Here is a 23,832-nt window from a genome sequence, read left to right on the forward strand (position 1 = left end):
TTACTCCAATTTTTCTTTTTTTAGTAACATTTTCGTTATAAAAAAATCAATTAAATTGAGTAAATTAAATAATTATTGCAAAATAGTAATAAATTATCCGTATAAAGTTGTTACAGTAACCAAAAAAGTTCTAAGCACTTATTTCTGAATTTACTGGTGAATTCCAAGATTTTGAGTAAATCAATCAATTACATGGGATGCTGGTTGATTGATTAGTGAATATTCGCATATGTCCGTTGTTTCTTGTGTAAATCTTTCTATCCCCGCCACAACAGCTAACTTGGGGCCTGGTTTTGATTGTATTGGTGCTGCTCTAACTCTGAGTAATGAATTCAAGTTTACTCGTCTCGATCGCGGAGAATTTAGTATTACTGTTACTGGTATAGAAGCTCCAGGGCTGAAAACCGATAGTAGCAATCTGGTATATCAAGCTTTTGTCAAACTATATCAATATATAGAGCAAACACCACCATCAGTAAATATAGAAATCAAACTTGGGGTTCCCTTAGCTAGAGGTTTGGGTAGTTCGGCGACAGCCATTGTTGGTGGTTTGGTGGGTGCAAATCAATTAGCTGGGGAACCATTAAGTCAGTCCCAGTTAATGGAATTAGCGATCGCAATGGAAGGACATCCTGATAATGTAGTACCAGCTCTCCTTGGTGGATGTCGTCTTGCAGCTACTAGTAAAGCTGGTTGGGAAATTTGTGATATTCCTTGGCATGGGGATATCATACCTGTAGTTGCTATTCCTGACTTTGAACTATCTACAGAAGAAGCACGGCGAGTTTTACCCACACAAGTCAGTCGTGCAGACGCAATTTTCAATACAGCACATTTGGGTTTATTATTACGGGGATTGGCAACTGGTAGGGGTGATTGGTTAACATCCGCTTTACAAGATAAGTTACACCAACCCTATCGCCAACAATTAATTAATGGTTACGATGCTGTCAACTCTGCCGCTACAAAAGCAGGAGCCTATGGCATGGTAATTAGTGGCGCTGGCCCTACCCTATTAGCTTTAACAGATCAAGCCCATTCTACAGATGTGGTGGCAGCAATGGCAACAGCTTGGCAGCAAAAAGGAATTAAAGCCTCTGTGCGATCGCTATCTATAGATAATCAAGGGGCAAAGATCATTTTTCATTAGGGGATGAGGGGAAGATAAGTAAATCATCATTCCTCTTTATTCTCAGCTTACTACCCGCCCCTTTCCTTATCCCGAACTCAGGTTAATTAGACAATTAAGGGAATTGATTTTCGGTAAAATAACTACGTTTGCTACAGTTGTATGGCATTTACATGAAGAGAACACAAGCAAATCCACTAACAACAGTCAACTACGATCAAGTCGAGCAACAATTCATCAGAATCCTGGAAATAGAAGAGCTAGACAAGAAAGTAGCTGTAGATCCAGATATGGTTAGGGACTTTGAAGAGGCGATCTCCTCCGCTATATTGGCTGCTTACCAATACGGTGATGATGCAGCACATTTTTTTTTGCAGCGGGTGCTTTATCGCATAAATCGCTTGAAGTTCTTTTGGTACGATGATTTGCAGCACTACACCAACGAGCACTCGCTTTACTTGCAGAAGATACTACAGAGGATTGAGGCTGTTTGGGAGGAATGGGAACTAGCACAAATCGATGTGGTGGCGTTGCAAGCAGAGTATGTCCGGCAGGGGTTAATCACTCGGACAGCAGCGGATGTAGCTCCTCCAATTTCTGCTGATGGCAAGTTTTTTCGAGAGCAGATGACGGAAGCGGGGTATCGCCAACTGGTGGCCATCGCCTCTGTGGATGGTTTAGTCGAAGCCAGCCAGATGTCCAGAACTTTGGGAGGTGTAGCTAATGAGGTGCATTCAGTGCTGACGCAGTTACTGCTGGAAGAGTATGGCGGTGGTCGTCTTGCTCGTAAGCACTCTTCCTATTTTGCAACTATGCTTGCCGAACTAGATATGAATCTTAAGCCAGAGGCATATTTGGATTTAGTGCCTTGGGAATCCTTAGCATCTATCAACTATGGCTTCATAGTTAGCGAACGCAAGCGCTATTTCCTACGTTACATCGGTGGATTGCTCTACTCCGAGACTTCTGTGCCAGCAGGTTTTAGCAACTACCAAGCTGCTGGTGTTAGGTTGAGACTTTCTCCGGATGCAATGGCTTACTGGAATTTGCACATTAAGGTCGATGAACTGCACGGACGCTGGATGTTAAATAATGTGGCTCTGCCCCTTGTGGACCAGTACCCTGCTAATGCCTGGGAGCTACTGCTTGGGTACGACCAGCAGCGGCTAATTAGCTCTCGTGCCAGTGCATCCGTAGCACGCTCAGTAGGCGAAGCCGAGCTCGGTACCAAATCCAATGGTTAAGGACATTGCACGAAATATGACGAGTTACAGATTTTTTGCTAGCTAGTCTAGCTTAGTGTACTCAGCATATCCGGTAAATTCCCTCTGAGACTGTGCCGACAGGATAAGCCCTTACCGGGTAAGTTCACTGCGTTGCGTGGGTAACCCACGTCGAAGCAAGTGGCGTATCCGAAGGGCTAAACTTATCATCAGGCAGTTAATTAGGCTAGTTATAACCACAGGTAAGAATGACTGCACGATATATTATTGACGGAGCCCAACTGGCTTTGTGGCGACGAGAGGCAATAGGACAGGCGAACAGGGCAGGTGTAGAACCAGCAGCGATAGACCAGTTACTAGATGAATTCACTGGTCTGGACGAATTGAGTCTCCGCCTGGAGTTATTTAAGGATAAAGCTGAAATTCAGCTTTATATTGATTTTGCCAAACTCAAGAGGCTATGGCGACAAAGGCTCGATGGTAGAATGCCGGTCCAGTACCTGACGGGTGTAACCCATTGGCGTAATTTTTCCTTGATTGTTTCTCCTGATGTGCTGATTCCTCGACCACAGACAAAGTGCTTGATAGATTTGGCGATCGCTTCTGTGAAGTCTAAAAGCGAGTTTATATCGGGAGATTGGGCAGATTTGGGTACTGGTAGTGGGGCAATTGCCCTTGGTTTAGCCGAAGCTTTCCCATCGGGGACAATTCATGCTGTAGATTATAGCCCCAAAGCCTTGAAAATTGCCGAAAAGAATGCTGCCAAAGAAGGCTTAAGAAACAGAATTAGATTTTATCAAGGTAATTGGTTCGATCCTCTAGGGGATTTAAAAGGTCAGTTAAGCGGGATGGTAGCCAATCCCCCCTATATGCCCAGTAAAACGATACCAGAGCTCCAACCAGAAATGAGGTTACACGAACCGAACCTAGCCTATGACGGGGGTGAGGATGGATTAAATTTTATCAGGGAATTGGTGGAGATCGCACCAGACTATCTTTGTCTTGGAGGAGTCTGGTTAGTAGAGATGTTGGCCGGACAAGCACCAGCAGTGAGGGAAATGTTGGAAAATCAGGGGAGTTATGAGGAAGTTCAGATATTTTCTGATTTAGCAGGTGTTGCAGACGTTGTCCTGGCTTGTAAAAGATGATGTAGGATTAAGCGTAATTAAAAGTAGTAAACTATCAACTCAAGTCTTATTCGGCGTAAAAGTTGGGATATGAGTCGAATGGCACGAAGTTAAGACAAAACCTAGTCAGGGCAGGGTATTGGGGGGGGTAGGGTGTAGTGTTGATAGATATTCAATTTTAGTGCTTAAAAAAAATTCTCTTCTTCTTTATTTCCTACACCCCATACCCCACACTCTACACCCCAAAGCTAGTAATATTAGGGGTTTACGTTGAACAAGAGTGCCATTCGGATATGAATCATTGTACTTTGCGTCCTAATTTGGCTGGCTATAGCCATATCTCGAAATTCAAATTATGTAAATATAAGTTAAGTTAGGCTAAAGTAAGGACTTGGTTGACTTAATAAAACTTTATCAATAAGATAGATTATCGCCAAAATTAATAAGTATTTATTCTTGTTTATGGTGATTATGTCTAAATTTAGGGATAAATTACGTTTACAAAACTAATTATTGCTTAATATAATGTAATAAAAGATGAAAATTCAAAATAATTTTCAATCATGAACTCTTTCGATTTTCCTTGGCTAACAGCCATAATTCTTTTCCCCTTAGTGGCTGCTTTAGCCGTTCCCCTCGTACCAGATAAGGATGGTAAAACCATTCGTTGGTATGGCCTAGGGGTAGCACTAACAGACTTTGCTTTAATGGTTTACACCTTTTGGCATAGTTACGATTTCCACAACTCAAGTTTCCAGTTAATGGAAAAATATGCTTGGGTACCTCAAATTGGCATGAATTGGTCTGTAGCGGTTGACGGCTTATCCATGCCCTTGGTACTGCTTACAGGTTTAATTAACACCCTAGCAATATTCGCGGCTTGGAAAGTTACCAACAAGCCGCGTTTATTTTATGCATTAATGCTGGCAATGTATAGCGCCCAGCTTGGTGTATTCATGGCTCAGGATTTACTATTATTCTTCCTGATGTGGGAAATTGAGTTGGTTCCCGTATACCTGCTAATTTCTATCTGGGGTGGACCAAAACGCCGTTATGCTGCGACTAAGTTCATTCTCTACACTGCTGCTGCTTCTATCTTTATCTTAGTTGCAGGTTTTGCCATAGCATTCTCTGGAGATACGGTCACCTTCGATATGATGGCTCTGGGAATGAAGCAGTATCCCCAAGCTTTAGAGCTGTTAGCTTATGCCGGTTTCTTAATCGCCTTTGGTGTCAAGCTGCCAATTTTCCCTCTTCACACTTGGTTACCTGATGCCCACGGTGAAGCTTCTGCTCCTGGTTCCATGATTCTAGCTGGTGTGTTATTGAAGATGGGTGGCTATGCTCTAATCCGCTTCAACATGGAAATGTTACCTGACGCTCACGTTTATTTTGCTCCTGTATTAATAATTTTAGGTGTAGTTAATATAGTTTATGGCGCTTGTTGTGCCTTTGCTCAAACTAATCTCAAACGGCGCTTGGCTTATTCTTCCATCGCTCACATGGGATTTGTATTAGTAGGTATTGGTTCTTATACAGAATTGGGTATCAGTGGTGCAGTATTGCAAATGGTGTCCCACGGTTTAATTGCAGCAGCTTTATTCTTCCTCTCTGGTGTCACCTATGAACGTACCCACACCTTAATGATGGACAAGATGGGTGGTATGGCAAAGGTTATGCCTAAAACATTCGCTGTGTTCACCACTGGTGCAATGGCTTCCCTCGCATTACCTGGAATGAGTGGGTTTGTGGGTGAGTTAATGGTATTCCTCGGTATTACCAGCAGTGATGTTTACAGCTCCAGCTTTAAGGTTGTGGTTGTCATGCTGAGTGCAGTGGGTGTAATTTTAACTCCTATTTACCTATTGTCCATGCTCCGTGAAGTATTCTACGGTCAACAAAACGAAGAGTTACATCTTGATAAAATTGTTCCCGACCTGAGACCCCGGGAACTATTTATCACAGCTTGTTTATTGCTTCCCATTATTGGCATTGGCTTCTATCCCAAATTAGCAACCCAGGCTTATGATGTGAAGACAGTAGAAGTTGCGACCCATGCTCGTCAAGCCTTACCAGTAGTTGCCCGCCAAGATTCTTCTAGCCTCTATTCTAGTGTTTTTAGTGCCCCTAAATTAGCTAACTCTCAGGTGGCAAGCTTAGTTAATATTGATGAATAAATATTTATCTTCCAAGGGTTGGTGCGATTAAAACCTAATAATTTCTCAGTCAGGGGCGATTTTGCGATCGCCCCTTGTGCTTGTTATTTGTTAAACTAAAATTTTTAACAAATATGTTAGAGATTGCGGCTCTTTATTCTTCATTATTAATTTCTCAAATCAAGGGTGTGCCCCAACAATTTTTAGACTTAAAAAATCAATTAGAAAAATATGGGTTTGAGGTCATAATTGAACTACCACCAAAGCGAGGAGCTTATGGTCTATTAAAAATAAAAGAAAAGAAAATTTGGATTAATCCAGTAGTTTTTGATTTACAAATTGCGACTCCAACTTTAATCCATGAATCTGTCCATGCAGCACAAGTGTGTGCGGGAAAAGGGAGAATCAAGACTTTAGGCTTAGAACTTCAACCCATACCGGCTGCTCGGCGACTTTTTCTCCGCTATACCAATATTCATAGACAAGATATAGAGAGAGAAGCATATGCGGTACAAACTCAACCCAATAGTTTGCAATTAGCTACAAGTCTTCTACAAAAATATTGTCAAAAGTAAGATAATACCTTTGTTTTTTATAAATATAGCACTACTAAAGCACGTTAGGACATTTTTGAATGCTGAAACCCATGAGCAGTAAACTTATTACTTCTTACTTATTACTTCTTACTTGCGCGTAGCGCTATATTTGATACCCTTGGCGCTGAAATTGTCACTTAGTTGCTAGAATACCGCTTATTTCGATATTGTGTTTATTGTAGCCATTCTCATAACAATGGTATTTCTATTTGTTTGGGACTTGATGACAATTATTGGGGGAATTGTGGCATATGTCTAATAATTATGAAGAAAAATTGGTTGCGGCTGCTAAAGAGAAAGCACAAAAGGAATATAACTGCAAAGAAGAAGATATAAAATTACTCGAGGCTCGTTACGATCATGAGCTAAATGAGTGGTTTGTCACCTTCCGCATCTTAGAAAAACTTAGCAGTGAGTGGCTTGTATACGATTACGAGGGGATAATTTATTGCGATTTAATCGAGAATTAGAAATCATTCGCAGCAATTTTCTGAATTTGGTTCACTGATCACTGGAAAATTTGCGCCCAACCCAGCTAATTAGACCACTGAGAATGGCACCACCCATGAGAATACCAATGGCAGGGTTAAATAGGGGTTGCCACAGAGTATGCCATAAATCCAAGCCTAGAGGTACTCCTATGGTTTTACCTATTGCTGCGATCGCTAACCAGGCAAACCCGAAAATAACTAGAAACACATCTGCAACTAAAACCAGGTTAAGCCAGTTGATAATTTTTTCTTTCATTAATTCTTGATTTGTTCCACTTGCACCAAAATTTAAGGATGGTAACAGGTAAAAATAATTACCAGTTACCGATCCCTAGTTATGATTCTTCAAAAATCCATTTTTTGACTTTGGTTAAACTCTGCCAATCAGGCTTTCTGCTGAACCCATCCTCTATACTTTTTTTAATTTCCTCTTCCCATTCCGAGTTAACAAATATTAACTGTTGGGCAAGTTCTACATGTTGTCGTAAGCCTTTTTGCTTGGTTTCTAGCATAGCAATGGCGAGGTTAACCCTAGCTTGGGGGTCTTGAGGATTGAGCTTTGTAGCCTTTAGGGCTGCTTTGTAAGCCAGGTTATATTTATTTTCCAATAAATATAACCATGCCAAACAAGTCCAAGCGGCACTACTTTTGGGAGCGCGATCGCAAACTTCCTTAAATACAGGAATCAATTCAGATGCGGCTTCTCCAGCCTTATATCTTTCTAAACCCTTATCAAATAGGGATTCAACAGTTTCAGTCATTAGTCATGGGTAATTGTCATGAGCCATTTATAATTTGTCCTAGGTCAGTAGTTGGCTACAAAGGACGAAGGACAAACAACAGACAATATTACACTCCAAAGGACTTACCGCAACCACAAGTTTGACTGGCATTGGGGTTGGTAAACTGGAAACCACCACCAATCATGGCATTACTATAATCCAGCATCAAACCATAGAGATATAAAAGACTCTTACGATCGCAAACAATTTTAAAGCCATCATAATCAAAGACTTCATCTTCAGGGGAAATCTGACTGATTTGTTCAAAATCCATCATGTAGGACATCCCAGAACAGCCACCTTGACGGACTCCTACCCTGAGGCACAGGTCTGAGCCTTGCTGATCCCGTAATAGTTTTACCTGTTGCAATGCGGCTTCACTCAACAAAATGCCCTTTTGTTGGGGCTGAGTTGCTTGTGTCATTTGTTATTTTAACTCCTAGTAGTGTCTCTAACTATCACCTAATATTGAATATATTGAGGATTAATAGCTCAATAGTTTTTGTATTTATTCTAGCGACATTCCAGCTAGAAATTATCAATTTATCAATACTTATTTCATAGCACCCAGAGATTTTTATTCTAAAATTGAGAAACTCGGTGTTTTCAAAGATTCGGTATTTTTGCTGCTTTATGCTTTTAGTAAACACCAGTCAGGTTTTGGATCTAAAACTCATCGTGATTCGATCGATTACCGTCCCTATTGCTGCTTCTAGTTAAATTACTCTATGACCACCTTTAATCGCTCTACCAGTCGCAGACTGAAGAAATTAAATCAAATTCCTTCTATATGGGAGGGCGATCGCCGTCCATTGTCATCATCACCATCTACCCATTATGACTCGGAGGCAAAAGGTGAATGTATTCTTTGGGTTGATGGTTCTCAAGGTATTGTCCGAGGCATGGATGTAGTCTCAAAAGATACTGGCCCAGAAGCTATTGTCCGTACATTAATGAAGGCAATGGAAAATCCCCATAGCCCAGCTAAACCAGCTCGTCCCCAAAGAATAGTTGTCAAAGACAGAGAAATTCAATTTTACTTGCGGGGGGTATTGCAAGATTTAAATATAAATATTGAGTATGCTCCGGAATTACCTTTAATTGATCAACTATTTCGGGGATTTACCGAAGTTCTCGATAATCAAATTCCTGATTTACCACCAGAGTATGCTCAAACCCTCAGGGAGAAAGCTTTTGCTATTTGGCAAGCAGCACCTTGGGAATTTCTGGAAGAACAGCAAATCATATCCCTGGAAATTAATAAGTGGGATGTGGGCACCCTCTATGTTTCCATCATGGGAATGTTGGGTATGGAGTATGGGATTTTATTATATCGTTCCCAAGAGTCCCTGAAGCAATTTCGCACCACAGTCTTAAGGAGTGAGGAATCTCAAGCAGATTTGGAAGAAGCTTTTCTTAAACAAGATTGCCTGTTCTTAACCTTTGAGACAATTGCAGAGGACAATCAGGAATTGGCAGATTTAGCCAGTTTACCTTTATCAGCCATCGAACCAACTTTTGGTAATATCCATCCTTTAGAAGGATTACGTTCTGTATTGTATGAAGAAGAAGCATTAGTAGTCGCAGTGGCACTGGAGGCATTACAACGGTTTTTCCGGGATAAACGCACTCAATTAAGCGGCAATGCCTTTCCCGAGATCAGTCGTCGTTATCGTATTTCTTTACCTCACGGTAATGAATCGGTAAAATCAGTCAATATCTCCCTGGCTACCATGCCTAAATTAGCCGGGGAATTGGAAACAATGGCAGATTTAGCTGCTGATGACGAATTAGACATTTCCAACTTCCCCATATTCAACTCTTTACGAGATGATTTAATTCCAGAAGATTCATTTCTCAGTTTGGGTGTGGTTTCTTGGGAAATGTTGGAGTACCTACATCAGCGAGTAAAGTGCCAAAAAGTCAAGCAAATTAAACCAATAGGTGATGGGCTGCCTGTAATTTTAATTCAAACCTCCCGTCCCAAAGCAAAAAAGATTATTGAAAGTATTGAACAAGCTGGAGGACTCAAGGCAGTTTGCTTTAATCCAGGTGTTAACTCCATAGATGGGGAATCTTACGATTTAGGTTTATTGCAAACTGCCAATAATGAGTTATTTTTATTTGGTGAATTTTTACAAGCAGATCCAATACATGCAGAAGCCCGCCAAAAATGGAATCAACGCTGTCAAAAGACTCAAGGCTACTGCGGTTTGATTCTTGCTAGAGGATTAACAGGTGCTTCCCGTGGTAATCCCCAATTACGGGATATGATGGCTCTATTTGAAGTGCCATCCCTATCTCCAGAAGATTTAAATTTAGGTACTCTTCACCTCATGCCGGAAGTTTAGGTTGAAAACAGTTATAGCGCTTCGCGCAAGTAATAAGAAATAAGTAATAATTCCTTTCTTGATGCAGTCGCTCATGGGGGAGACCAACGCTAGTCGTCTGCGACGGGAAATCCCTACGGGTTGCGCCACTTGCTTTATGCCGGGAAACCCGTCCACCGCAATGGCTTACCGTCTACAACGCTGGATCCCCCAAGATCGCGCTGCATCGCTATTTCAAGCTCCCAGATTCATATAAGTAATCAAACAAAAATATTTACCATTATTACAAACTACGCGAAATAATCATAACCCTTGCGATTGCTTCGTTTCACTCCGTTACGCTCGCAATGACATTGTGTAATTAATTATGTTTAACTACTTATGAGGTTTTGTTTTTCCTCTGCTCCCTACTCCCTGCTCCCTTGCAGTCCTAATGATAAGTATTTAACCAGACATGATATTACTATCCAAGACCGTGAGGAAATACCCTTAATTTATCAGTTGCGATCGCTAAATTAACTTTTGTTCCCACAGGTAATAAGGTATCCAACATTGTCCGGGCGTGCAATTCTTTGCCTGAGGGTGTTTGTAAACAATATTGGTATTCTCGCCCTAGGAACCGCCGGGTACGAATTACCAGCGCAGCGTCATCAGCAGGCTGTAATATCACATCTTCTTGGCGAATCATTAATTCAGCACTGTCATGGTTGTTTGCGGTAGACTTACCTGCAAATTGAAAACAACCAACTTCTGTTGACCACATACTACCTTGGCGGTGGGCAGGCAAAAAATTAGCTTGGGTAACAAATTCTGCCACAAAACGGGATGCAGGGTGGGTATAAATTTCCTCTGGTGTACCCAATTGTTCTAAATGTCCTTGGTACATTACTCCTACAGTATCAGACATGACTAAGGCTTCTTCTTGGTCATGGGTGACAAAAATGGCTGAGGTTCCTGCTGCTTTGAGAATATCTCGGATCTCTTCTCGCAGTTGTAATCGGACTTGAATATCAAGATTACTCAAAGGTTCATCCAGTAGCATCAGTTGTGGTTGTGGTGCTAGAGCCCGAGCCAGGGCAACTCGTTGTTGTTGCCCCCCTGATAGTTCATAGGGATAGCGTTTTTCTAACCCCTGTAACTGGACTAAAGCCAATACTTCAGATACTCGTTGTTCTACTACCTGTTTTGGTTGTTTTTTTAACCCGAAAGCAACGTTACCCACTACTGTCAAATGAGGAAATAAGGCATAATCCTGAAACACAATACCAATATCCCGTTGCTCTGCAGGAGTAAAAAGTTCGGGTGAATAAACCAATTTTTCGGCAATTTCTATTGTTCCTGTTTGTGGTTGTTCAAAACCAGCAATTATTCTCAATAGGGTTGTTTTGCCACAACCAGAGGGCCCTAGTAGCCCCAAAATATCACCCTTGTGTAATTTTAAGCAGACATTATCAACTGCGTTCGAGGAATTACCTACAAACTTCTTAGCAATGTTTTGTAAGTTTAAAATTACTGGTTTCATAGTTAATTTACGTATAAAAATCTAGTTATTTATGTTTTATTTTGAACTTGTTCCTGGGAAAGAATCAGTAAGGTTGAACCCATAGAAACCAAGAGCATGGTTAGGGAAGCTGCTGCTGCATCGGCAAAATCCACATTTTCTGTGGCTTGCCAGATTTCCACTGCTAAAGTACTAAAACCAATGGGAGATAGCAACATGGTGGCGGGTAGTTCTTTAATGGTGGTCAGAAATACAAGCACTGCTCCACTTAAAATCCCTGGTCTGACTAAGGGTAGGGTTACCTCTTTGACGGTTTGCCAAGGGGATCTGCCTAAACTGCGGGCTGACTCTTCCAGTTGGGGATTAACTTGTAAGAGGGAACTACGGACGCTACCTAGGGATTGAGGTAAAAATAAAACCAAGTATGCAAACATGAGCATGGGCAAAGTTTGATACAGGAACGGTAAGTAATTAGCTCCAAAAAAAACTAAGGAGAGGGCAATTACAATTCCCGGTACTCCAAACCCAATGTAGGAACAACGCTCAATGATAGCGGTAATTTTATGAGGAAATCTGACTGCAAGGATGGCAATTGGTAAAGCAAATACCGTGGCTACTATGGCTGCTAATGCTGCTACTCCCACGGAATTGAAGATTATTGGTAATAAATTCGGGAAGGAGTAGCCTGTACTCAAACCACGCATTAACCAAAATATGGTAATACCAACGGGTAGAAAGACGCTGAAGATAGCGATGAGCAAACAAAAACTAAAAGCCAACCACTTCCATTTTCCCAACTTGATTACTGGGATGGGACGTTGAGATGCGGAACCCCGACTGTAGTATGCAGCCCGCGATCGCACTCGGTATTCTAGCCATAAAATAACTAATACTAGGGAAACTAGCATTAAAGCTAATGCGGCGGCAGAATTACGGTTAAAACTAGCTGTATATTGGATAAAAATCGCCCTAGTAAAAGCATCAAACTGCATCAGAGAAGGGGTGCCAAAATCTCTTAGGGAGTATAGAGCGACTAACAAACCCCCGGCGATCGCTGAAGGTCTTAATTGGGGTAAGATTACCTTAAAAAAGGTTTCCCTTTTGCTACAACCCAAACTTCTAGCAGCTTCTTCTAGTGATGGGTCAATACCTTGCAAACCAGAACGGACACTTAGCAACATGTAGGGATAGGTAAACAAGGTGATTGCTAACACAGCCCCCGGTAAACCATAGATGGATGGTAACTCCTCCACTCCCAAGGGTGCTAGTAATATCTGCAAAAAACTACCCCTAGGCGCTAAGGTAGCAATGAGGGTGAAGCTACCTACATAGCTGGGAACTGCCAAGGGTAATGTGGTTACTATTAACCAAAACCGCCGTGCGGGTAAATCTGTGCGTACAGTTAAAAATGCTAGGGGTACGGCGATCAGGGTAGAAAATACAGTTACTAGTACCGCCATCACCGCACTATTAACTAAAATAGAGAGATTGCGGGAACTAGAAATTAATGCCCACAAATCCTCATAACCCATACCTGCTGTACGGATAACTAAATACACCAAAGGAAGGGCAATGGCAATTGCTACCACCACCCCTGCTAGAGTGAGAAACAATGGAGGGCGAACCGCTTTCAATGACTACAATGCTCCTGATTTTTGTAGTAATTCCAAAGTTTTTTCTAAATCAGATAAGTTACTGAGGTTAATGTTAGGTGGGTTAAGTTCTTTCAATGGAATTTGCTTGGTAGATGCGCTGACTCCTGCTGCCAAAGGATACTCACGAGTGTTTTGAGCAAAATAATTTTGTGATACAGGTTTAAGTAGATAATTAATCAATGCTTCCACATCTTTTTTTTGATCGGTGGTCTTCATAATTGCCACCCCTGCCACATTTATCATAGCGCCTGGATCTTTGCGCGTATAGTGGTGTGCTACCGGAAAATTGGGATTATCTTTTTTGAAGCGTTGTAAATAATAGTGGTTTACTAGTCCCAAATGAATTTCGCCCCTTCCTAAAGCTGCCACAATTGGAGTATTTTTGGGATATGATTTCACTCCATTAGCCTTCATAGCACGCAACCATTGTAAGGTTTTTTGCTCCCCTGACAAAACTCGCATAGCTGTAACAAAGGATTGAAATGAGCCATTGGTAGGAGCCCAACCTACTTTGCCTCGCCATTTGGGTTTGGTTAAGTCCCAAATTGATTCTGGTAAATCGCTTTTGTTTACTAGTTTGGTATTATAATCAACTGTCCGTGCCCTTGCAGAAATGCCTAACCAATGACCTTGTGGAGAACGGAAACGGTTATCAACCTGATTTAATAGTGGTGATGGAATTTTCAGAGTGAGTTGTTTTTGTTCCACTGCTCCCAAGGCTCCAGCATCTTGGGCAAAAAATAGATCGGCACGACTATTTCTACCTTCTTCCAACAGTGCGATCGCTAATTGAGCAGTCTTACCATAGCGCACTTGAATATTAAACCCTAAATCCTTTTTGGCTTTTTCAATCAAGGGTCCAATTAGCTTTTTACTCCTACCTGAATAAATAATTAGGGTTTGAGCTTGGGCACTATTTGCTAAACCCATGCCCATACTGATAACAACAGCCAATGCTCCAGCTGAGATTTTCATCAACGACGCTTGTCTCACCCTTCTACTCTCCGTAATTATTAAAGGGAACTTTTTGCAATAAATTAATTATTCTCAACTCATATCATTAATTCATTAAATTAATCAAGAATATTTCTCAAAAAAAATATATTTAATCTTAGTTGACAATTTAGGCTACAATAAAATACAATTTGTATTATAAGTTTGGTATTGGATTAAAATTTAAGGAAGTCACTACCATGCGATTAAAAAGATGGGAGTCTCCCCGCAAGCAAGGGAGAAATAATAAAGGTAAGGGTGGTTCTGCTAGAAAGCGACAACTGAAAAAGCAACAGCAGATGCTAAGAAAAAAGCTCAAAGGGAACGACAATTTAGATAATCAATCTCAGAACAATCGAACAAGAAGACAGGGGGAAGAAACATTAATCTTCCCCTTATTTTTTGCTTCCATGCTGAATAGTTATAGCACTAGGCAATTAGGGTGCGGACATTGTTGGAGCAGGGAGCAGGGAGCAGGGAGCAGGGGAGAAACCCGATACATGAATCTGAGGGCTTGAAATAGCGATGCAGCGCGGTCTTGAGGGTCTCTCCCATGAGCGACTGCATCAAGAAAGGAATTATTACTTATTACTTATTACTTATTACTTATTACTTAGTACTTAGTACTTAGTACTTATTTTCAAGATTCTGGAAACTTACCTTCCCTAACTTCCATCCCGTAATCTTCCACAGCTTTAGTAATTGTCTGTCGCAGATTTGTATAAACTTTAGCAAATGGTGGTTGTCTTGCTGAAAGCCCCAACACATCAGAAGTAACTAGAATTTGACCATCACAATCTTTACCTGCACCAATTCCAATAGTAGGAATACTGAGTTTTTGAGTAATCTGTAATGCTAAATCTGCGGGAATATGCTCCAAGACTAGAGAAAATACCCCCGCTTGTTCCAGAGCGATCGCTTCTTGTAAAATCCTCTGGGCATCTGTGTCGGTTTTTCCTTGTTGACGCAAACCCAATTGATGCACGGACTGGGGTGTTAAACCCACATGACCCATCACCGGAATTCCCGCTTGCACCAATCGGGCAATAATTTCCAGCATTTGTGGATAACCACCCTCTAATTTTACTGCCTGTGCCCCAGTTTCCTTGAGTACTCGTCCTGCTGAGTGCATTGCTTGCTGAATACTTTCTTGATACGTCAAGAATGGTAAATCTACTACCATCAATGCTCTAGAAACACCACGACGAACTGCTTTAGCGTGATGAATTATTTCTTCTAAAGTTACTGGTAGTGTATTTTCGTACCCCAAGACTACCGCCATAGAATCACCCACCAAAATTAAATCCACCCCAGCAGAATCAAGGAGTTGAGCGATCGCATAATCCCAGGCTGTTAAAGCTACTATGGTTCGTCCTTCCTGCTTCCATTGGATTAATTTGTGGGTAGTAATTGGCATTGGCAATTTGGGATTTTAGATTTTGCGGAAAGTTGCGGTGCGGGGGTTCCCTCCGTTGAACAAACTTTTCAAGACGGATTTTAGATTTTAGATTGGGAACTGAGAGTTGGAAACTGTGAAGAAATCGAGATTAATTCCTTCACTCCTTCCCTCCTTCTCTCTTCATTTAACTGCGCGAGTAAAACCAAAATGGGGTCTTGCCTGTTTCATATTAGGCATTAACCAAGCTAAACCTTCAGTCGTACCAATCCATAATTTATTACCCACATCAGGAGCGATCGCTAAAACTCGACTAGAAGGAAGACCAGGTACTTTTTGATCTAATACAGCACCAGTATGTGGATTTAATCGTAGTAAACCATTACTAGTACCAACCCACACACTACCATCTTTGGCAAACTTAATTGATTTTACATTACGTCCCCTTAAAGGTGTGACAGACCTTAAGATAGCACCGGTTTGAGGGTTTATGACTAATAAGTTATTTGGCATCCCTGCCCAAATCAATCCTTCTGGGCTAGTTGCCAGGGCTTGTACAGTTCCTCCTGGTAAGCGATCAATTTGCTTGATGACAAAGGCTTTAGCGGTGTCTACCCGCACCAAGCGATCGAGGGTTCCTACCCATAGTTGGCCTTCTGCATCCAAGGTCAAAGCATTAGCACTCACACCAGGCAGTTTTTGTAAGGTGGTCATCAACAATCCTTGGTCAGGACTAATTAATGCTAAACCATTATCGGTTCCTACCCACAAATAACCTCTTTTGTCAATCAATAAAGATAATACTCTTTTAGAAGGCAAAAATAAATTCTGGGCTGTAATTTCACTACTACGAGGGTCGATCCTTTTCAGTCCTCCATAGGTTCCCACCCATAAACGACCGACTTTATCTTGGGTGATATCTCCAATGGTTAAGTTGGGCAACCTCACCCGAGCCAATATTTTACCTGTGTTCGGGTCAATCCGTGTTAACCCCCGCCAAGAACCAACCCAAAGATTACCGGTATAGTCTGCTTGTAATGCACCAATCCGATAATTAACTTCTCCAACGTTTTCCTGCCGTTGACGCTCATCGGGCAAGGGATTAACTTTTTGTGGTGGAGCCTTAGCAGGGTAAGTAGGGGTTAGCTCCGATGGATTTACTTGGAGAATTTTGTCTGGTTTTTTGCTAGGTTGATTTTTCTGCGCTAACACCTGATTCCTGATGCCCTGGAAACCTAGGGTTGATAGTACTACACATCCCAGTAGGACGGGAATAAATAGTGGGTTAGTCTGGTTGCGAAACAATAACACGGTCACACATCCTCGTAGATACAGCACCCATAGCAATCAATACAACTGGCTGTGGGTTAATCTCAGTGTTCCCCTACTTGGTATTTTTTTTACAGTCTGCCGTGATTTTTCTGATGGCGTTGCTCTGAGAACATGTAGTTATTTCTCCAATATTCTCGACATACAACGAAACATGTGGTTTTGTTACTTATCGTTAACAAAAAGTAAAAAAAATGTTTAATAATGAATTTAAATAACAAAGTTAAGCAGATTGAAAGAAAAACTTATCGGATTCTTGATATATTGTGAGACTAGATACAAATTACGTGGAGTGCGATTTTTGTCTTTCACTCGTCATCTCCCTCAAACTCCATCAACAACAGTTGATACTTTGAGTGGTGGTTCAGGGGAACAAATAAAAATTATTTTTGATTCCTGGGAAAATGGAGAAAGGGCAAGTGCGCTGTCTAGCGTGCTGATTATGTAAGGGTCCTGGGAAAAAGTATTCTCAAGGCGTGGGAGAGCGAAAGCAATCAAGAAGTGAATATTGTTGGATATTCATTCAGTACCCCGTCTCAGAAAAAGAACTAGACCTCACTACAGACAATCCCTAACAGAATAATGTTCCCAACCAATTCTCTAGTGAACAGAGGATAGGTAATGATGATGATAAACAGCACCTAGCGAAATTTGTCGTTCAACAGAGTGACTCCTTGGAAGGTAAATATGTCTTACACGAAGACTCAGGCAAAAGCAGGGTATGAAGCAGGGGTAAAGGATTACCGATTAACTTATTACACCCCAGACTACACACCAAAAGATACAGATTTATTAGCGGCGTTCCGCATGACACCCCAGCCGGGAGTTCCTCCAGAAGAAGCTGGCGCTGCTGTAGCTGCTGAGTCTTCCACTGGTACTTGGACAACCGTGTGGACAGACTTGCTCACCGACCTAGATCGCTACAAAGGTCGTTGCTACGATATTGAGCCAGTTGCTGGTGAAGATAACCAATATATTTGCTACGTAGCTTATCCTTTGGATTTGTTTGAAGAAGGTTCTGTAACTAATGTGTTGACCTCCATTGTAGGTAACGTATTTGGTTTTAAAGCTCTGCGAGCACTACGTTTGGAAGACTTACGGATTCCCGTTGCTTACCTGAAAACATTCCAAGGCCCTCCCCACGGTATCCAAGTTGAACGTGACAAATTAAATAAGTATGGTCGTCCTTTGTTGGGTTGTACCATTAAGCCTAAGTTAGGTTTGTCTGCGAAGAACTACGGTCGTGCTGTGTATGAATGTTTGCGCGGTGGTTTGGACTTCACCAAGGACGACGAAAACATCAACTCTGCTCCCTTCCAACGGTGGCGCGATCGCTTCTTGTTTGTGGCTGATGCTATTCACAAAGCACAAGCAGAGACTGGTGAAATCAAGGGTCACTATTTGAACGTAACCGCTCCTACCTGCGAGCAAATGTTACAACGGGCTGAGTACGCTAAAGAGCTGAATATGCCCATCGTTATGCATGACTACCTGACCGCAGGTTTCACTGCTAACACCACCTTGGCTCGTTGGTGTCGTGACAATGGTCTATTACTACACATCCACAGAGCGATGCACGCGGTTATTGACCGTCAGAAGAACCACGGTATTCACTTCCGGGTATTGGCTAAGTGTTTGCGGATGTCTGGTGGTGACCATATTCACACCGGAACCGTTGTTGGTAAATTGGAAGGTGAGCGTGGTATCACCATGGGCTTCGTTGACTTGCTACGTGAAAACTATGTTGAGCAAGACAAGTCTCGCGGTATTTACTTTACCCAAGATTGGGCTTCTATGCCTGGTGTAATGGCTGTAGCTTCCGGTGGTATCCACGTATGGCACATGCCCGCATTGGTAGAAATCTTTGGTGATGATTCCGTACTACAATTTGGTGGTGGTACTTTGGGTCACCCCTGGGGTAATGCTCCTGGCGCAACCGCTAACCGTGTAGCCTTAGAAGCTTGTGTTCAAGCTCGTAACGAAGGACGTAGCATGGCTCGTGAAGGTGGCGACATCATCCGTGAAGCTGCTAGATGGTCCCCAGAATTAGCTGCTGCTTGCGAACTGTGGAAGGAAATTAAGTTCGAGTTCGAGGCAATGGATACCGTCTAATTCTTAGGTACAAGGTAAAAGTTAAAAAGTAAAAGAATATATTTTTTCTTCTTTTGACTTTTAACTTAACTAAAGGCTGGGGTCAAGCATGAATTTGAAGCAAATTGCGAAAGACACAGCTAAGACACTGCAACGTTACCTGACTTACCAGGCAATTAAAACTGTGTTAGCTCAACTTAGTCAAACAAATCCTCCACTATGGCGCTGGCTAAATAACTTTTCCGCCGACAAAATTCAGGATGGGGAAGCTCTGATAGAGCAGCTTTTCCAAGAAAAACCAGAATTGGCTTTGCGGATTATGTCTGTCAGAGAAAATATTGCAGAGGAAGTAGCTGAGTTTTTACCAGAAATGCTTTGCACTGGTATTCAGCAAGCTAATATGCAGCATCGTCGTCAGCATCTTGAGCGTATTACGCAGTTGAATTTATCTAACCCCAGCCTAGAGACGGAGCAAAAAACCAATCCAGATCCTAATTTAGATATTCCATCTGATTAGATTCTGCTTACCGTAGTTCAAATATCGCCAACTATCATCAAAAACTATGCAAACTTTACCAAAAGAGCGTCGTTACGAAACCCTTTCTTACCTTCCTCCTCTGAGTGACGCTCAAATCGCCAAGCAAATTCAGTACGTTTTGGATCAAGGTTACTTCCCAGCAATTGAGTTCAACGAAGATTCTGAACCTACCCAGTATTACTGGACAATGTGGAAATTGCCTTTGTTCAACGCTACCAGCACCCAAGATGTATTGAGAGAAGTACAAGAATGTCGTTCTCAATACTCTAATTGCTTTATCCGCGTTGTTGGTTTTGATAATATTAAGCAGTGTCAAATCCTCAGCTTCATTGTTCACAAACCCAACAGATACTAAGATTGATTCGCTATTAATAATTAGCGACAACTCGGTATTTTAAAATTAAGAGGGGTGGAAATATCTACCTCTCTTCTTTTTATTTTTTTAGCATCAAATGGCTGAATGCAAATCGTGTCATGGTTATAGAAGAGTTAAACCTGAAAAATTTTGATGTTGCTTTAGAGCTGTTACAAAAATACCAAGAATTCTATCAAGTAAATGCGATTGATACAGAAAAAAATCGTCAACACTTGAATAGAATCATGAATAATGAAGAATTGGGAAAATTATTTCTCTTGCAAGATAAGGAAATACATCTTGGTTTCGCAACAATTTATTATTCATTTTCTAGTACCATTGCCGAACAAATTGCCATTCTCAATGATTTATATATATTAGAAAATCATCGTAGGCAAGGATATGGCAAAAAGTTGGTTGACTACTGCATCAATTATCTTCAGTCCCGTGGTATGAGTACAGTTAGATGGTCAACTACTAAAGATAATGCGATCGCACAACAGCTATATCAAAAATATGGAAGTGGAAGTGAGTGGCTAATCTACTCTTATAAAATTAATTAATTATGTCAGGAACTAAGCCTTCAGAAGTGAGAATTTGCTTTCTAGGAGAATCATTTGTGAATGGAACTGGCGACCCCCAATGCCTTGGTTGGACAGGTAGAATATGTGTAAATGCCAATCAAAAAGGTTACGATATAACGTACTATAATTTAGGTGTAAGAAGAGAAACTAGCACTGAGCTAAAAAATCGTTGGTTAACAGAAGTTTCCTATCGCTTACCAAAAGAATATGATGGTAGGGTTGTGTTTTCCTTTGGTGTAAATGACATAACAATAGAAAATGGGAAAACCCGCGTACCAATAAATCAATCAATTGAAAATCTCTCCAGTATTTTAAGTGCAGCTAAACAGTTATACCCTGTGTTAATGGTTAGTCCAGCACCATGTGGAGATAGGGAACAAAATCAGAGAATTGCTAATTTATCTCAAGAGTTTGGTTTAGTTTGCCAACAATTGAATATACCTTATTTAAATGTTTTTCCTATTTTAAAAAAATCTTCTGTGTGGATAGATGAAGCTAAAAATAATGATGGTGCTCATCCCAGAGCAGGAGGTTATCAAGTATTTGCACAAATTGTAGATAATTGGGATGGTTGGTTAAGTTGGTTTCGGTGAAGTATGTAAGTATATTATTAAATAGTATTTAATAATTTAATTCTCTTGAAGCCATTGTATAACAATAGCAGCATTTTTATTTGGTGGAAACACTGGATAAAACACATGTTCAACGAAACCTTGATATAAAATCAGCGTCAGTCGTTTAATTAAAGTCATATCATCAACAGAAAATGTTGGTAACTGTAAAGCTTTTGCAAGTAACAACTGCTCATCACTTAATATAGGAAAAGGCAGATGTAGCCTTGTTACCATTTCTTGTTGGTAGTCGGTTGATTGTGTACTTAGCCCATAAACAGAGGCACCAAGGGTTTTGATTTCAGTATGATGATCCCGAAAAGCACAAGACTGAGGTGTACAGCCCCGGGCACCTGGGATCATATCCCAATCTTCTGGTAAGGGCTTATCAGGCTGCCCTGTCATGGGATAGCAGTATATTACAACACGCTGCTGATGGCTTTCTGCACATATATCAACGGATTGTCCGGTTGTTGCGGAAAGCTTTATAGTTGGTACAGGGAATCCTGGTAAATGGCGACAGGTGCCATCATCTTTTGGAATTGGAAGATCCTCAGGGAGTTGATTGAGTCTGCTCATATGCATATAGTCTTTCTATACTTCATCGTTCGTTAGTCTTATATAGGCTCTAAATGCTACACCTTTATCTTAATGGACTACAAAGTAATTGAGTAGTTCATCCCATGAATAAAAACTGTTTCAGAAATATCTATAATCCAAGCATTTACCCAAGTCAAATATATCATGGTGGTAAATATAAAGGAATTTATATAAGGATTTAAGAAATTTTTATTAGTATATAAAGTACGCTGATAAAATTTTACATTTTGCATCATAATATTATTGAAAGCCAAGTTGTAACTAACCACTGCTAACAATCAATCAAAAATCCAAAATTAATATGAGTTATTATATCTCCCCCCATTTTGAAGAGAAACTTGCCATTTTTATCACCAAAAACTATCTTAATATCCCCAATATGCGAGTTCCTTTAATATTAGGAATTCATGGACGTAAAGGTGAAGGTAAATCATTTCAATGCGATTTAGTACTGGAAAAAATGGGTGTGGAAGTAACTCATATCTCCGGGGGAGAATTGGAAAGTCCTGATGCTGGAGATCCCGCCCGTTTATTGCGTCTGCGTTACCGGGAAACCGCCGAATTAATCAAAGTGCGGGGTCAAATGTGTGTAATTCTGATCAACGATTTAGATGCAGGTGCGGGACGCTTTGATGAAGGTACTCAGTATACGGTGAATACCCAATTGGTAAATGCCACACTGATGAATATTGCCGATAATCCTACCAATGTCCAACTTCCAGGAAGTTACGATGCTACACCTTTACATCGTGTCCCCATTATCGCTACTGGAAATGATTTTTCTACCCTCTATGCTCCATTAATTCGGGATGGACGCATGGAAAAATATTATTGGCAACCAGATAAGGATGACAAGCTGGGTATTGTTGGTGGTATTTTTAGTGAAGATGGGCTGTCATCCCAGGAAGTAGAGCAATTAATTGATAAGTTTCCCAACCAGGCTATTGACTTTTTTAGCGCCTTGCGATCGCGTATTTATGATCAACAAATTAGTGACTTTATTTATGAGGTTGGTTTAGAACGTATATCTCAACGGGTGGTTAAAAGTTTAGCTGGATTACCAGAATTTAAACGACCTGATTTTAGCTTATCTCACCTCACAGACATAGGTAACTTAATCGTTACAGAACAGCAGCAAGTGGATAATCACCGTTTGGTTGCTGAGTATAATCGCGTCTTAAATTTCCGCAAGTATAATCAATCTGCTGAAAGTAACCATGCGGATACAGAAATACCAATTAGCCAGTCATCAACCAATGGCTCCCAAAAACATCACCTCAATAATTCCCATCTCACCCTGGAAACTCAAGCACAGGTTCGAGATTTACTGGCTTATGGTTACAAAATAGGTGTTGAGCACGTAGATGAGCGCCGTTTTCGTACTGGTTCTTGGCAAAGTTGTAATGTGGGCACAATTGATGCAGAATCAGATGCCATATCAACCTTGAAACAATGCTTGACAGAATATAGTGATGAGTATGTAAGGTTAGTCGGAATAGATCCCAAGGCAAAGCGGCGAGTTGTAGAGCAGATTATTCAACGACCAAATTGATTCAATTTACCCTTCTCGCTGAGGATAAGGATATTTGAGCATTAAAACCTATAACTTTTTGTTGCAAACTGCTAAACACCCATTAAACAACAGGCGTTTTATGTCATGATTGCAAAGTGAAATAACCATGCTTTAACAAAATAGGGAATCTTTCATGGCTCTCCGTCTAGGTGATACAGTACCCAACTTTACCCAAGCCTCTAGCACAGGCGACATTAATTTTTATGATTGGGCAGGTGACAGCTGGGTAGTGCTGTTCTCCCACCCTGCAGACTATACACCTGTTTGCACAACAGAATTAGGTACTGTTGCTAAATTAAAACCAGAATTTGATAAACGTAACGTTAAATGCGTTGCTCTCAGTGTTGATGATGTAGATTCCCACATGGGATGGATTGGTGATATTGAGGAAACCCAAAGTACAAAACTCAACTATCCAATTCTGGCAGATGCAGATCGTACAGTTTCCGATTTGTACGATATGATTCATCCCAATGCTAATGCTAAGGTAACGGTAAGGACAGTTTTCATTATCGATCCGAACAAAAAATTACGTCTGACTTTAACCTATCCTCCCAGCACCGGACGTAACTTTGATGAAATTTTGCGGGTAATTGACTCCCTACAGTTAACTGATGACTATAGTGTGGCTACACCAGCAGATTGGCAAGATGGTGATGATTGCGTAATTGTCCCCACCATTAAAGATCCCGAGGAACTGAAACAGAAATTTCCTAAAGGCTTTGAAGTGGTTAAGCCTTACTTAAGAATGACTCCTCAACCCAATAAGTGA

Annotated in this window: 25 protein-coding genes and 1 pseudogene; 17 read left to right on the forward strand and 9 right to left on the reverse strand. The window is 41.0% G+C overall.

Going from position 1 to position 23,832, the window contains the following annotated elements; all coding sequences use genetic code 11:
- The first annotated feature begins 229 nt into the window (after positions 1-229).
- The 6 genes from thrB to CALSC_RS06380 all read left to right on the forward strand — a co-directional run bounded on the left by thrB (position 230) and on the right by CALSC_RS06380 (position 6,701).
- Positions 230-1,150: a homoserine kinase gene (gene thrB / locus CALSC_RS06355; protein WP_088240546.1), complete on the forward strand. Its 921-nt coding sequence runs from the start codon at positions 230-232 to the stop codon at positions 1,148-1,150.
- Positions 1,151-1,302: 152 nt separating this feature from the next.
- A complete protein-coding gene (locus CALSC_RS06360; protein WP_088240547.1) occupies positions 1,303-2,373 on the forward strand; it encodes an iron-containing redox enzyme family protein in 1,071 nt (356 codons plus the stop codon).
- 227 nt (positions 2,374-2,600) lie between these two features.
- Positions 2,601-3,500, forward strand: a complete 900-nt coding sequence (gene prmC / locus CALSC_RS06365; RefSeq protein WP_088240548.1) for a peptide chain release factor N(5)-glutamine methyltransferase — start codon at positions 2,601-2,603, stop codon at positions 3,498-3,500.
- 542 nt (positions 3,501-4,042) lie between these two features.
- Positions 4,043-5,656: an NAD(P)H-quinone oxidoreductase subunit 4 gene (locus CALSC_RS06370; protein WP_088240549.1), complete on the forward strand. Its 1,614-nt coding sequence runs from the start codon at positions 4,043-4,045 to the stop codon at positions 5,654-5,656.
- A gap of 113 nt (positions 5,657-5,769) precedes the next feature.
- Positions 5,770-6,210: a hypothetical protein gene (locus CALSC_RS06375; protein WP_088240550.1), complete on the forward strand. Its 441-nt coding sequence runs from the start codon at positions 5,770-5,772 to the stop codon at positions 6,208-6,210.
- 272 nt (positions 6,211-6,482) lie between these two features.
- A complete protein-coding gene (locus CALSC_RS06380; protein WP_088240551.1) occupies positions 6,483-6,701 on the forward strand; it encodes a hypothetical protein in 219 nt (72 codons plus the stop codon).
- Between the two features lie 31 nt (positions 6,702-6,732).
- Here the strand turns inward: CALSC_RS06380 and CALSC_RS06385 are convergent, their stop codons facing one another.
- The 3 genes from CALSC_RS06385 to CALSC_RS06395 form a co-directional block, all read right to left on the reverse strand.
- A complete protein-coding gene (locus CALSC_RS06385) occupies positions 6,733-6,978 on the reverse strand; it encodes a hypothetical protein (RefSeq protein ID WP_088240552.1) in 246 nt (81 codons plus the stop codon).
- Between the two features lie 79 nt (positions 6,979-7,057).
- Positions 7,058-7,483, reverse strand: a complete 426-nt coding sequence (locus CALSC_RS06390) for a tetratricopeptide repeat protein (RefSeq protein ID WP_088240553.1) — start codon at positions 7,481-7,483, stop codon at positions 7,058-7,060.
- 88 nt (positions 7,484-7,571) lie between these two features.
- Complete coding sequence (locus CALSC_RS06395) at positions 7,572-7,928, reverse strand: iron-sulfur cluster assembly accessory protein (protein ID WP_088240554.1); 357 nt, start codon at positions 7,926-7,928, stop codon at positions 7,572-7,574.
- Between the two features lie 304 nt (positions 7,929-8,232).
- Between CALSC_RS06395 and CALSC_RS06400 the strand changes: the two genes are divergently transcribed.
- Positions 8,233-9,855 carry a DUF6930 domain-containing protein gene (locus tag CALSC_RS06400; RefSeq protein ID WP_088240555.1) on the forward strand — a complete coding sequence of 541 codons (1,623 nt, stop codon included), beginning with the start codon at positions 8,233-8,235 and terminating at the stop codon, positions 9,853-9,855.
- Positions 9,856-9,928: 73 nt separating this feature from the next.
- Positions 9,929-10,090 (forward strand): hypothetical protein, encoded by a 162-nt coding sequence (locus CALSC_RS26300; protein ID WP_159460572.1) that lies wholly within the window; start codon positions 9,929-9,931, stop codon positions 10,088-10,090.
- 207 nt (positions 10,091-10,297) lie between these two features.
- Here the strand turns inward: CALSC_RS26300 and CALSC_RS06405 are convergent, their stop codons facing one another.
- The 3 genes from CALSC_RS06405 to CALSC_RS06415 are packed head-to-tail and all read right to left on the reverse strand — an operon-like array spanning position 10,298 to position 13,965.
- Positions 10,298-11,356 (reverse strand): ABC transporter ATP-binding protein, encoded by a 1,059-nt coding sequence (locus tag CALSC_RS06405; protein WP_088240556.1) that lies wholly within the window; start codon positions 11,354-11,356, stop codon positions 10,298-10,300.
- Positions 11,357-11,385: 29 nt separating this feature from the next.
- The gene (locus CALSC_RS06410) at positions 11,386-12,969 is read right to left on the reverse strand and encodes an ABC transporter permease (protein ID WP_088240557.1); all 1,584 of its coding nucleotides are present in this window, start codon (positions 12,967-12,969) and stop codon (positions 11,386-11,388) included.
- Positions 12,970-12,972: 3 nt separating this feature from the next.
- Positions 12,973-13,965: an iron ABC transporter substrate-binding protein gene (locus CALSC_RS06415; RefSeq protein WP_088240558.1), complete on the reverse strand. Its 993-nt coding sequence runs from the start codon at positions 13,963-13,965 to the stop codon at positions 12,973-12,975.
- 218 nt (positions 13,966-14,183) lie between these two features.
- On the opposite strand from CALSC_RS06415, the pseudogene CALSC_RS27985 reads away from it, so the two are divergent.
- Positions 14,184-14,387, forward strand: a pseudogene (locus CALSC_RS27985) (hypothetical protein); the annotation flags it as partial.
- A 236-nt stretch (positions 14,388-14,623) separates the two neighbouring features.
- On the opposite strand, the gene panB reads toward CALSC_RS27985, so the two are convergent.
- On the reverse strand, positions 14,624-15,400 hold the full coding sequence (gene panB / locus CALSC_RS06425) for a 3-methyl-2-oxobutanoate hydroxymethyltransferase (RefSeq protein WP_088240559.1): 777 nt from the start codon (positions 15,398-15,400) through the stop codon (positions 14,624-14,626).
- 162 nt (positions 15,401-15,562) lie between these two features.
- Entirely contained in the window at positions 15,563-16,690 is a 1,128-nt protein-coding gene (locus CALSC_RS06430; RefSeq protein WP_088240560.1) for a ligand-binding sensor domain-containing protein, read from the reverse strand.
- 319 nt (positions 16,691-17,009) lie between these two features.
- Here CALSC_RS06430 and CALSC_RS26305 point away from each other — a divergent pair, with 319 nt between their 5' ends.
- The 6 genes from CALSC_RS26305 (at position 17,010) to CALSC_RS06455 (ending at position 20,869) form a co-directional block, all read left to right on the forward strand.
- Positions 17,010-17,156, forward strand: coding sequence for a hypothetical protein (locus tag CALSC_RS26305; protein ID WP_159460573.1), 147 nt, complete (start codon positions 17,010-17,012; stop codon positions 17,154-17,156).
- A 239-nt stretch (positions 17,157-17,395) separates the two neighbouring features.
- Complete coding sequence (locus CALSC_RS06435) at positions 17,396-18,820, forward strand: form I ribulose bisphosphate carboxylase large subunit (RefSeq protein WP_088240561.1); 1,425 nt, start codon at positions 17,396-17,398, stop codon at positions 18,818-18,820.
- Between the two features lie 88 nt (positions 18,821-18,908).
- Positions 18,909-19,316 carry a RuBisCO chaperone RbcX gene (gene rcbX, locus CALSC_RS06440; RefSeq protein WP_088240562.1) on the forward strand — a complete coding sequence of 136 codons (408 nt, stop codon included), beginning with the start codon at positions 18,909-18,911 and terminating at the stop codon, positions 19,314-19,316.
- A 46-nt stretch (positions 19,317-19,362) separates the two neighbouring features.
- A complete protein-coding gene (locus CALSC_RS06445; protein WP_088240563.1) occupies positions 19,363-19,692 on the forward strand; it encodes a ribulose bisphosphate carboxylase small subunit in 330 nt (109 codons plus the stop codon).
- Between the two features lie 119 nt (positions 19,693-19,811).
- A complete protein-coding gene (locus tag CALSC_RS06450) occupies positions 19,812-20,255 on the forward strand; it encodes a GNAT family N-acetyltransferase (RefSeq protein ID WP_088240564.1) in 444 nt (147 codons plus the stop codon).
- Positions 20,256-20,257: 2 nt separating this feature from the next.
- Complete coding sequence (locus CALSC_RS06455; protein ID WP_088240565.1) at positions 20,258-20,869, forward strand: GDSL-type esterase/lipase family protein; 612 nt, start codon at positions 20,258-20,260, stop codon at positions 20,867-20,869.
- A 36-nt stretch (positions 20,870-20,905) separates the two neighbouring features.
- Here CALSC_RS06455 and CALSC_RS06460 read toward each other — a convergent pair whose 3' ends face one another.
- A complete protein-coding gene (locus tag CALSC_RS06460; protein ID WP_088240566.1) occupies positions 20,906-21,466 on the reverse strand; it encodes a peroxiredoxin in 561 nt (186 codons plus the stop codon).
- Positions 21,467-21,788: 322 nt separating this feature from the next.
- Between CALSC_RS06460 and CALSC_RS06465 the strand changes: the two genes are divergently transcribed.
- Complete coding sequence (locus CALSC_RS06465) at positions 21,789-23,039, forward strand: ribulose bisphosphate carboxylase small subunit (protein ID WP_088240567.1); 1,251 nt, start codon at positions 21,789-21,791, stop codon at positions 23,037-23,039.
- Between the two features lie 154 nt (positions 23,040-23,193).
- A complete protein-coding gene (locus tag CALSC_RS06470) occupies positions 23,194-23,832 on the forward strand; it encodes a peroxiredoxin (protein WP_088240568.1) in 639 nt (212 codons plus the stop codon).

It is taken from the genome of Calothrix rhizosoleniae SC01 (genome assembly GCF_900185595.1).
Taxonomy (GTDB): Bacteria; Cyanobacteriota; Cyanobacteriia; order Cyanobacteriales; family Nostocaceae; genus Calothrix_A; species Calothrix_A rhizosoleniae.

Coding starts and splice junctions, on each gene's coding strand:
- thrB (WP_088240546.1), top strand. CDS start 230: ATGTCCGTTGTTTCTTGTGTAAATCTTTCTATCCCCGCCACAACAGCT.
- CALSC_RS06360 (WP_088240547.1), top strand. CDS start 1,303: ATGAAGAGAACACAAGCAAATCCACTAACAACAGTCAACTACGATCAA.
- prmC (WP_088240548.1), top strand. CDS start 2,601: ATGACTGCACGATATATTATTGACGGAGCCCAACTGGCTTTGTGGCGA.
- CALSC_RS06370 (WP_088240549.1), top strand. CDS start 4,043: ATGAACTCTTTCGATTTTCCTTGGCTAACAGCCATAATTCTTTTCCCC.
- CALSC_RS06375 (WP_088240550.1), top strand. CDS start 5,770: ATGTTAGAGATTGCGGCTCTTTATTCTTCATTATTAATTTCTCAAATC.
- CALSC_RS06380 (WP_088240551.1), top strand. CDS start 6,483: ATGTCTAATAATTATGAAGAAAAATTGGTTGCGGCTGCTAAAGAGAAA.
- CALSC_RS06385 (WP_088240552.1), bottom strand. CDS start 6,978: ATGAAAGAAAAAATTATCAACTGGCTTAACCTGGTTTTAGTTGCAGAT.
- CALSC_RS06390 (WP_088240553.1), bottom strand. CDS start 7,483: ATGACTGAAACTGTTGAATCCCTATTTGATAAGGGTTTAGAAAGATAT.
- CALSC_RS06395 (WP_088240554.1), bottom strand. CDS start 7,928: ATGACACAAGCAACTCAGCCCCAACAAAAGGGCATTTTGTTGAGTGAA.
- CALSC_RS06400 (WP_088240555.1), top strand. CDS start 8,233: ATGACCACCTTTAATCGCTCTACCAGTCGCAGACTGAAGAAATTAAAT.
- CALSC_RS26300 (WP_159460572.1), top strand. CDS start 9,929: ATGGGGGAGACCAACGCTAGTCGTCTGCGACGGGAAATCCCTACGGGT.
- CALSC_RS06405 (WP_088240556.1), bottom strand. CDS start 11,356: ATGAAACCAGTAATTTTAAACTTACAAAACATTGCTAAGAAGTTTGTA.
- CALSC_RS06415 (WP_088240558.1), bottom strand. CDS start 13,965: ATGAAAATCTCAGCTGGAGCATTGGCTGTTGTTATCAGTATGGGCATG.
- panB (WP_088240559.1), bottom strand. CDS start 15,400: ATGCCAATTACTACCCACAAATTAATCCAATGGAAGCAGGAAGGACGA.
- CALSC_RS06435 (WP_088240561.1), top strand. CDS start 17,396: ATGTCTTACACGAAGACTCAGGCAAAAGCAGGGTATGAAGCAGGGGTA.
- rcbX (WP_088240562.1), top strand. CDS start 18,909: ATGAATTTGAAGCAAATTGCGAAAGACACAGCTAAGACACTGCAACGT.
- CALSC_RS06445 (WP_088240563.1), top strand. CDS start 19,363: ATGCAAACTTTACCAAAAGAGCGTCGTTACGAAACCCTTTCTTACCTT.
- CALSC_RS06450 (WP_088240564.1), top strand. CDS start 19,812: ATGGTTATAGAAGAGTTAAACCTGAAAAATTTTGATGTTGCTTTAGAG.
- CALSC_RS06455 (WP_088240565.1), top strand. CDS start 20,258: ATGTCAGGAACTAAGCCTTCAGAAGTGAGAATTTGCTTTCTAGGAGAA.
- CALSC_RS06460 (WP_088240566.1), bottom strand. CDS start 21,466: ATGAGCAGACTCAATCAACTCCCTGAGGATCTTCCAATTCCAAAAGAT.
- CALSC_RS06465 (WP_088240567.1), top strand. CDS start 21,789: ATGAGTTATTATATCTCCCCCCATTTTGAAGAGAAACTTGCCATTTTT.
- CALSC_RS06470 (WP_088240568.1), top strand. CDS start 23,194: ATGGCTCTCCGTCTAGGTGATACAGTACCCAACTTTACCCAAGCCTCT.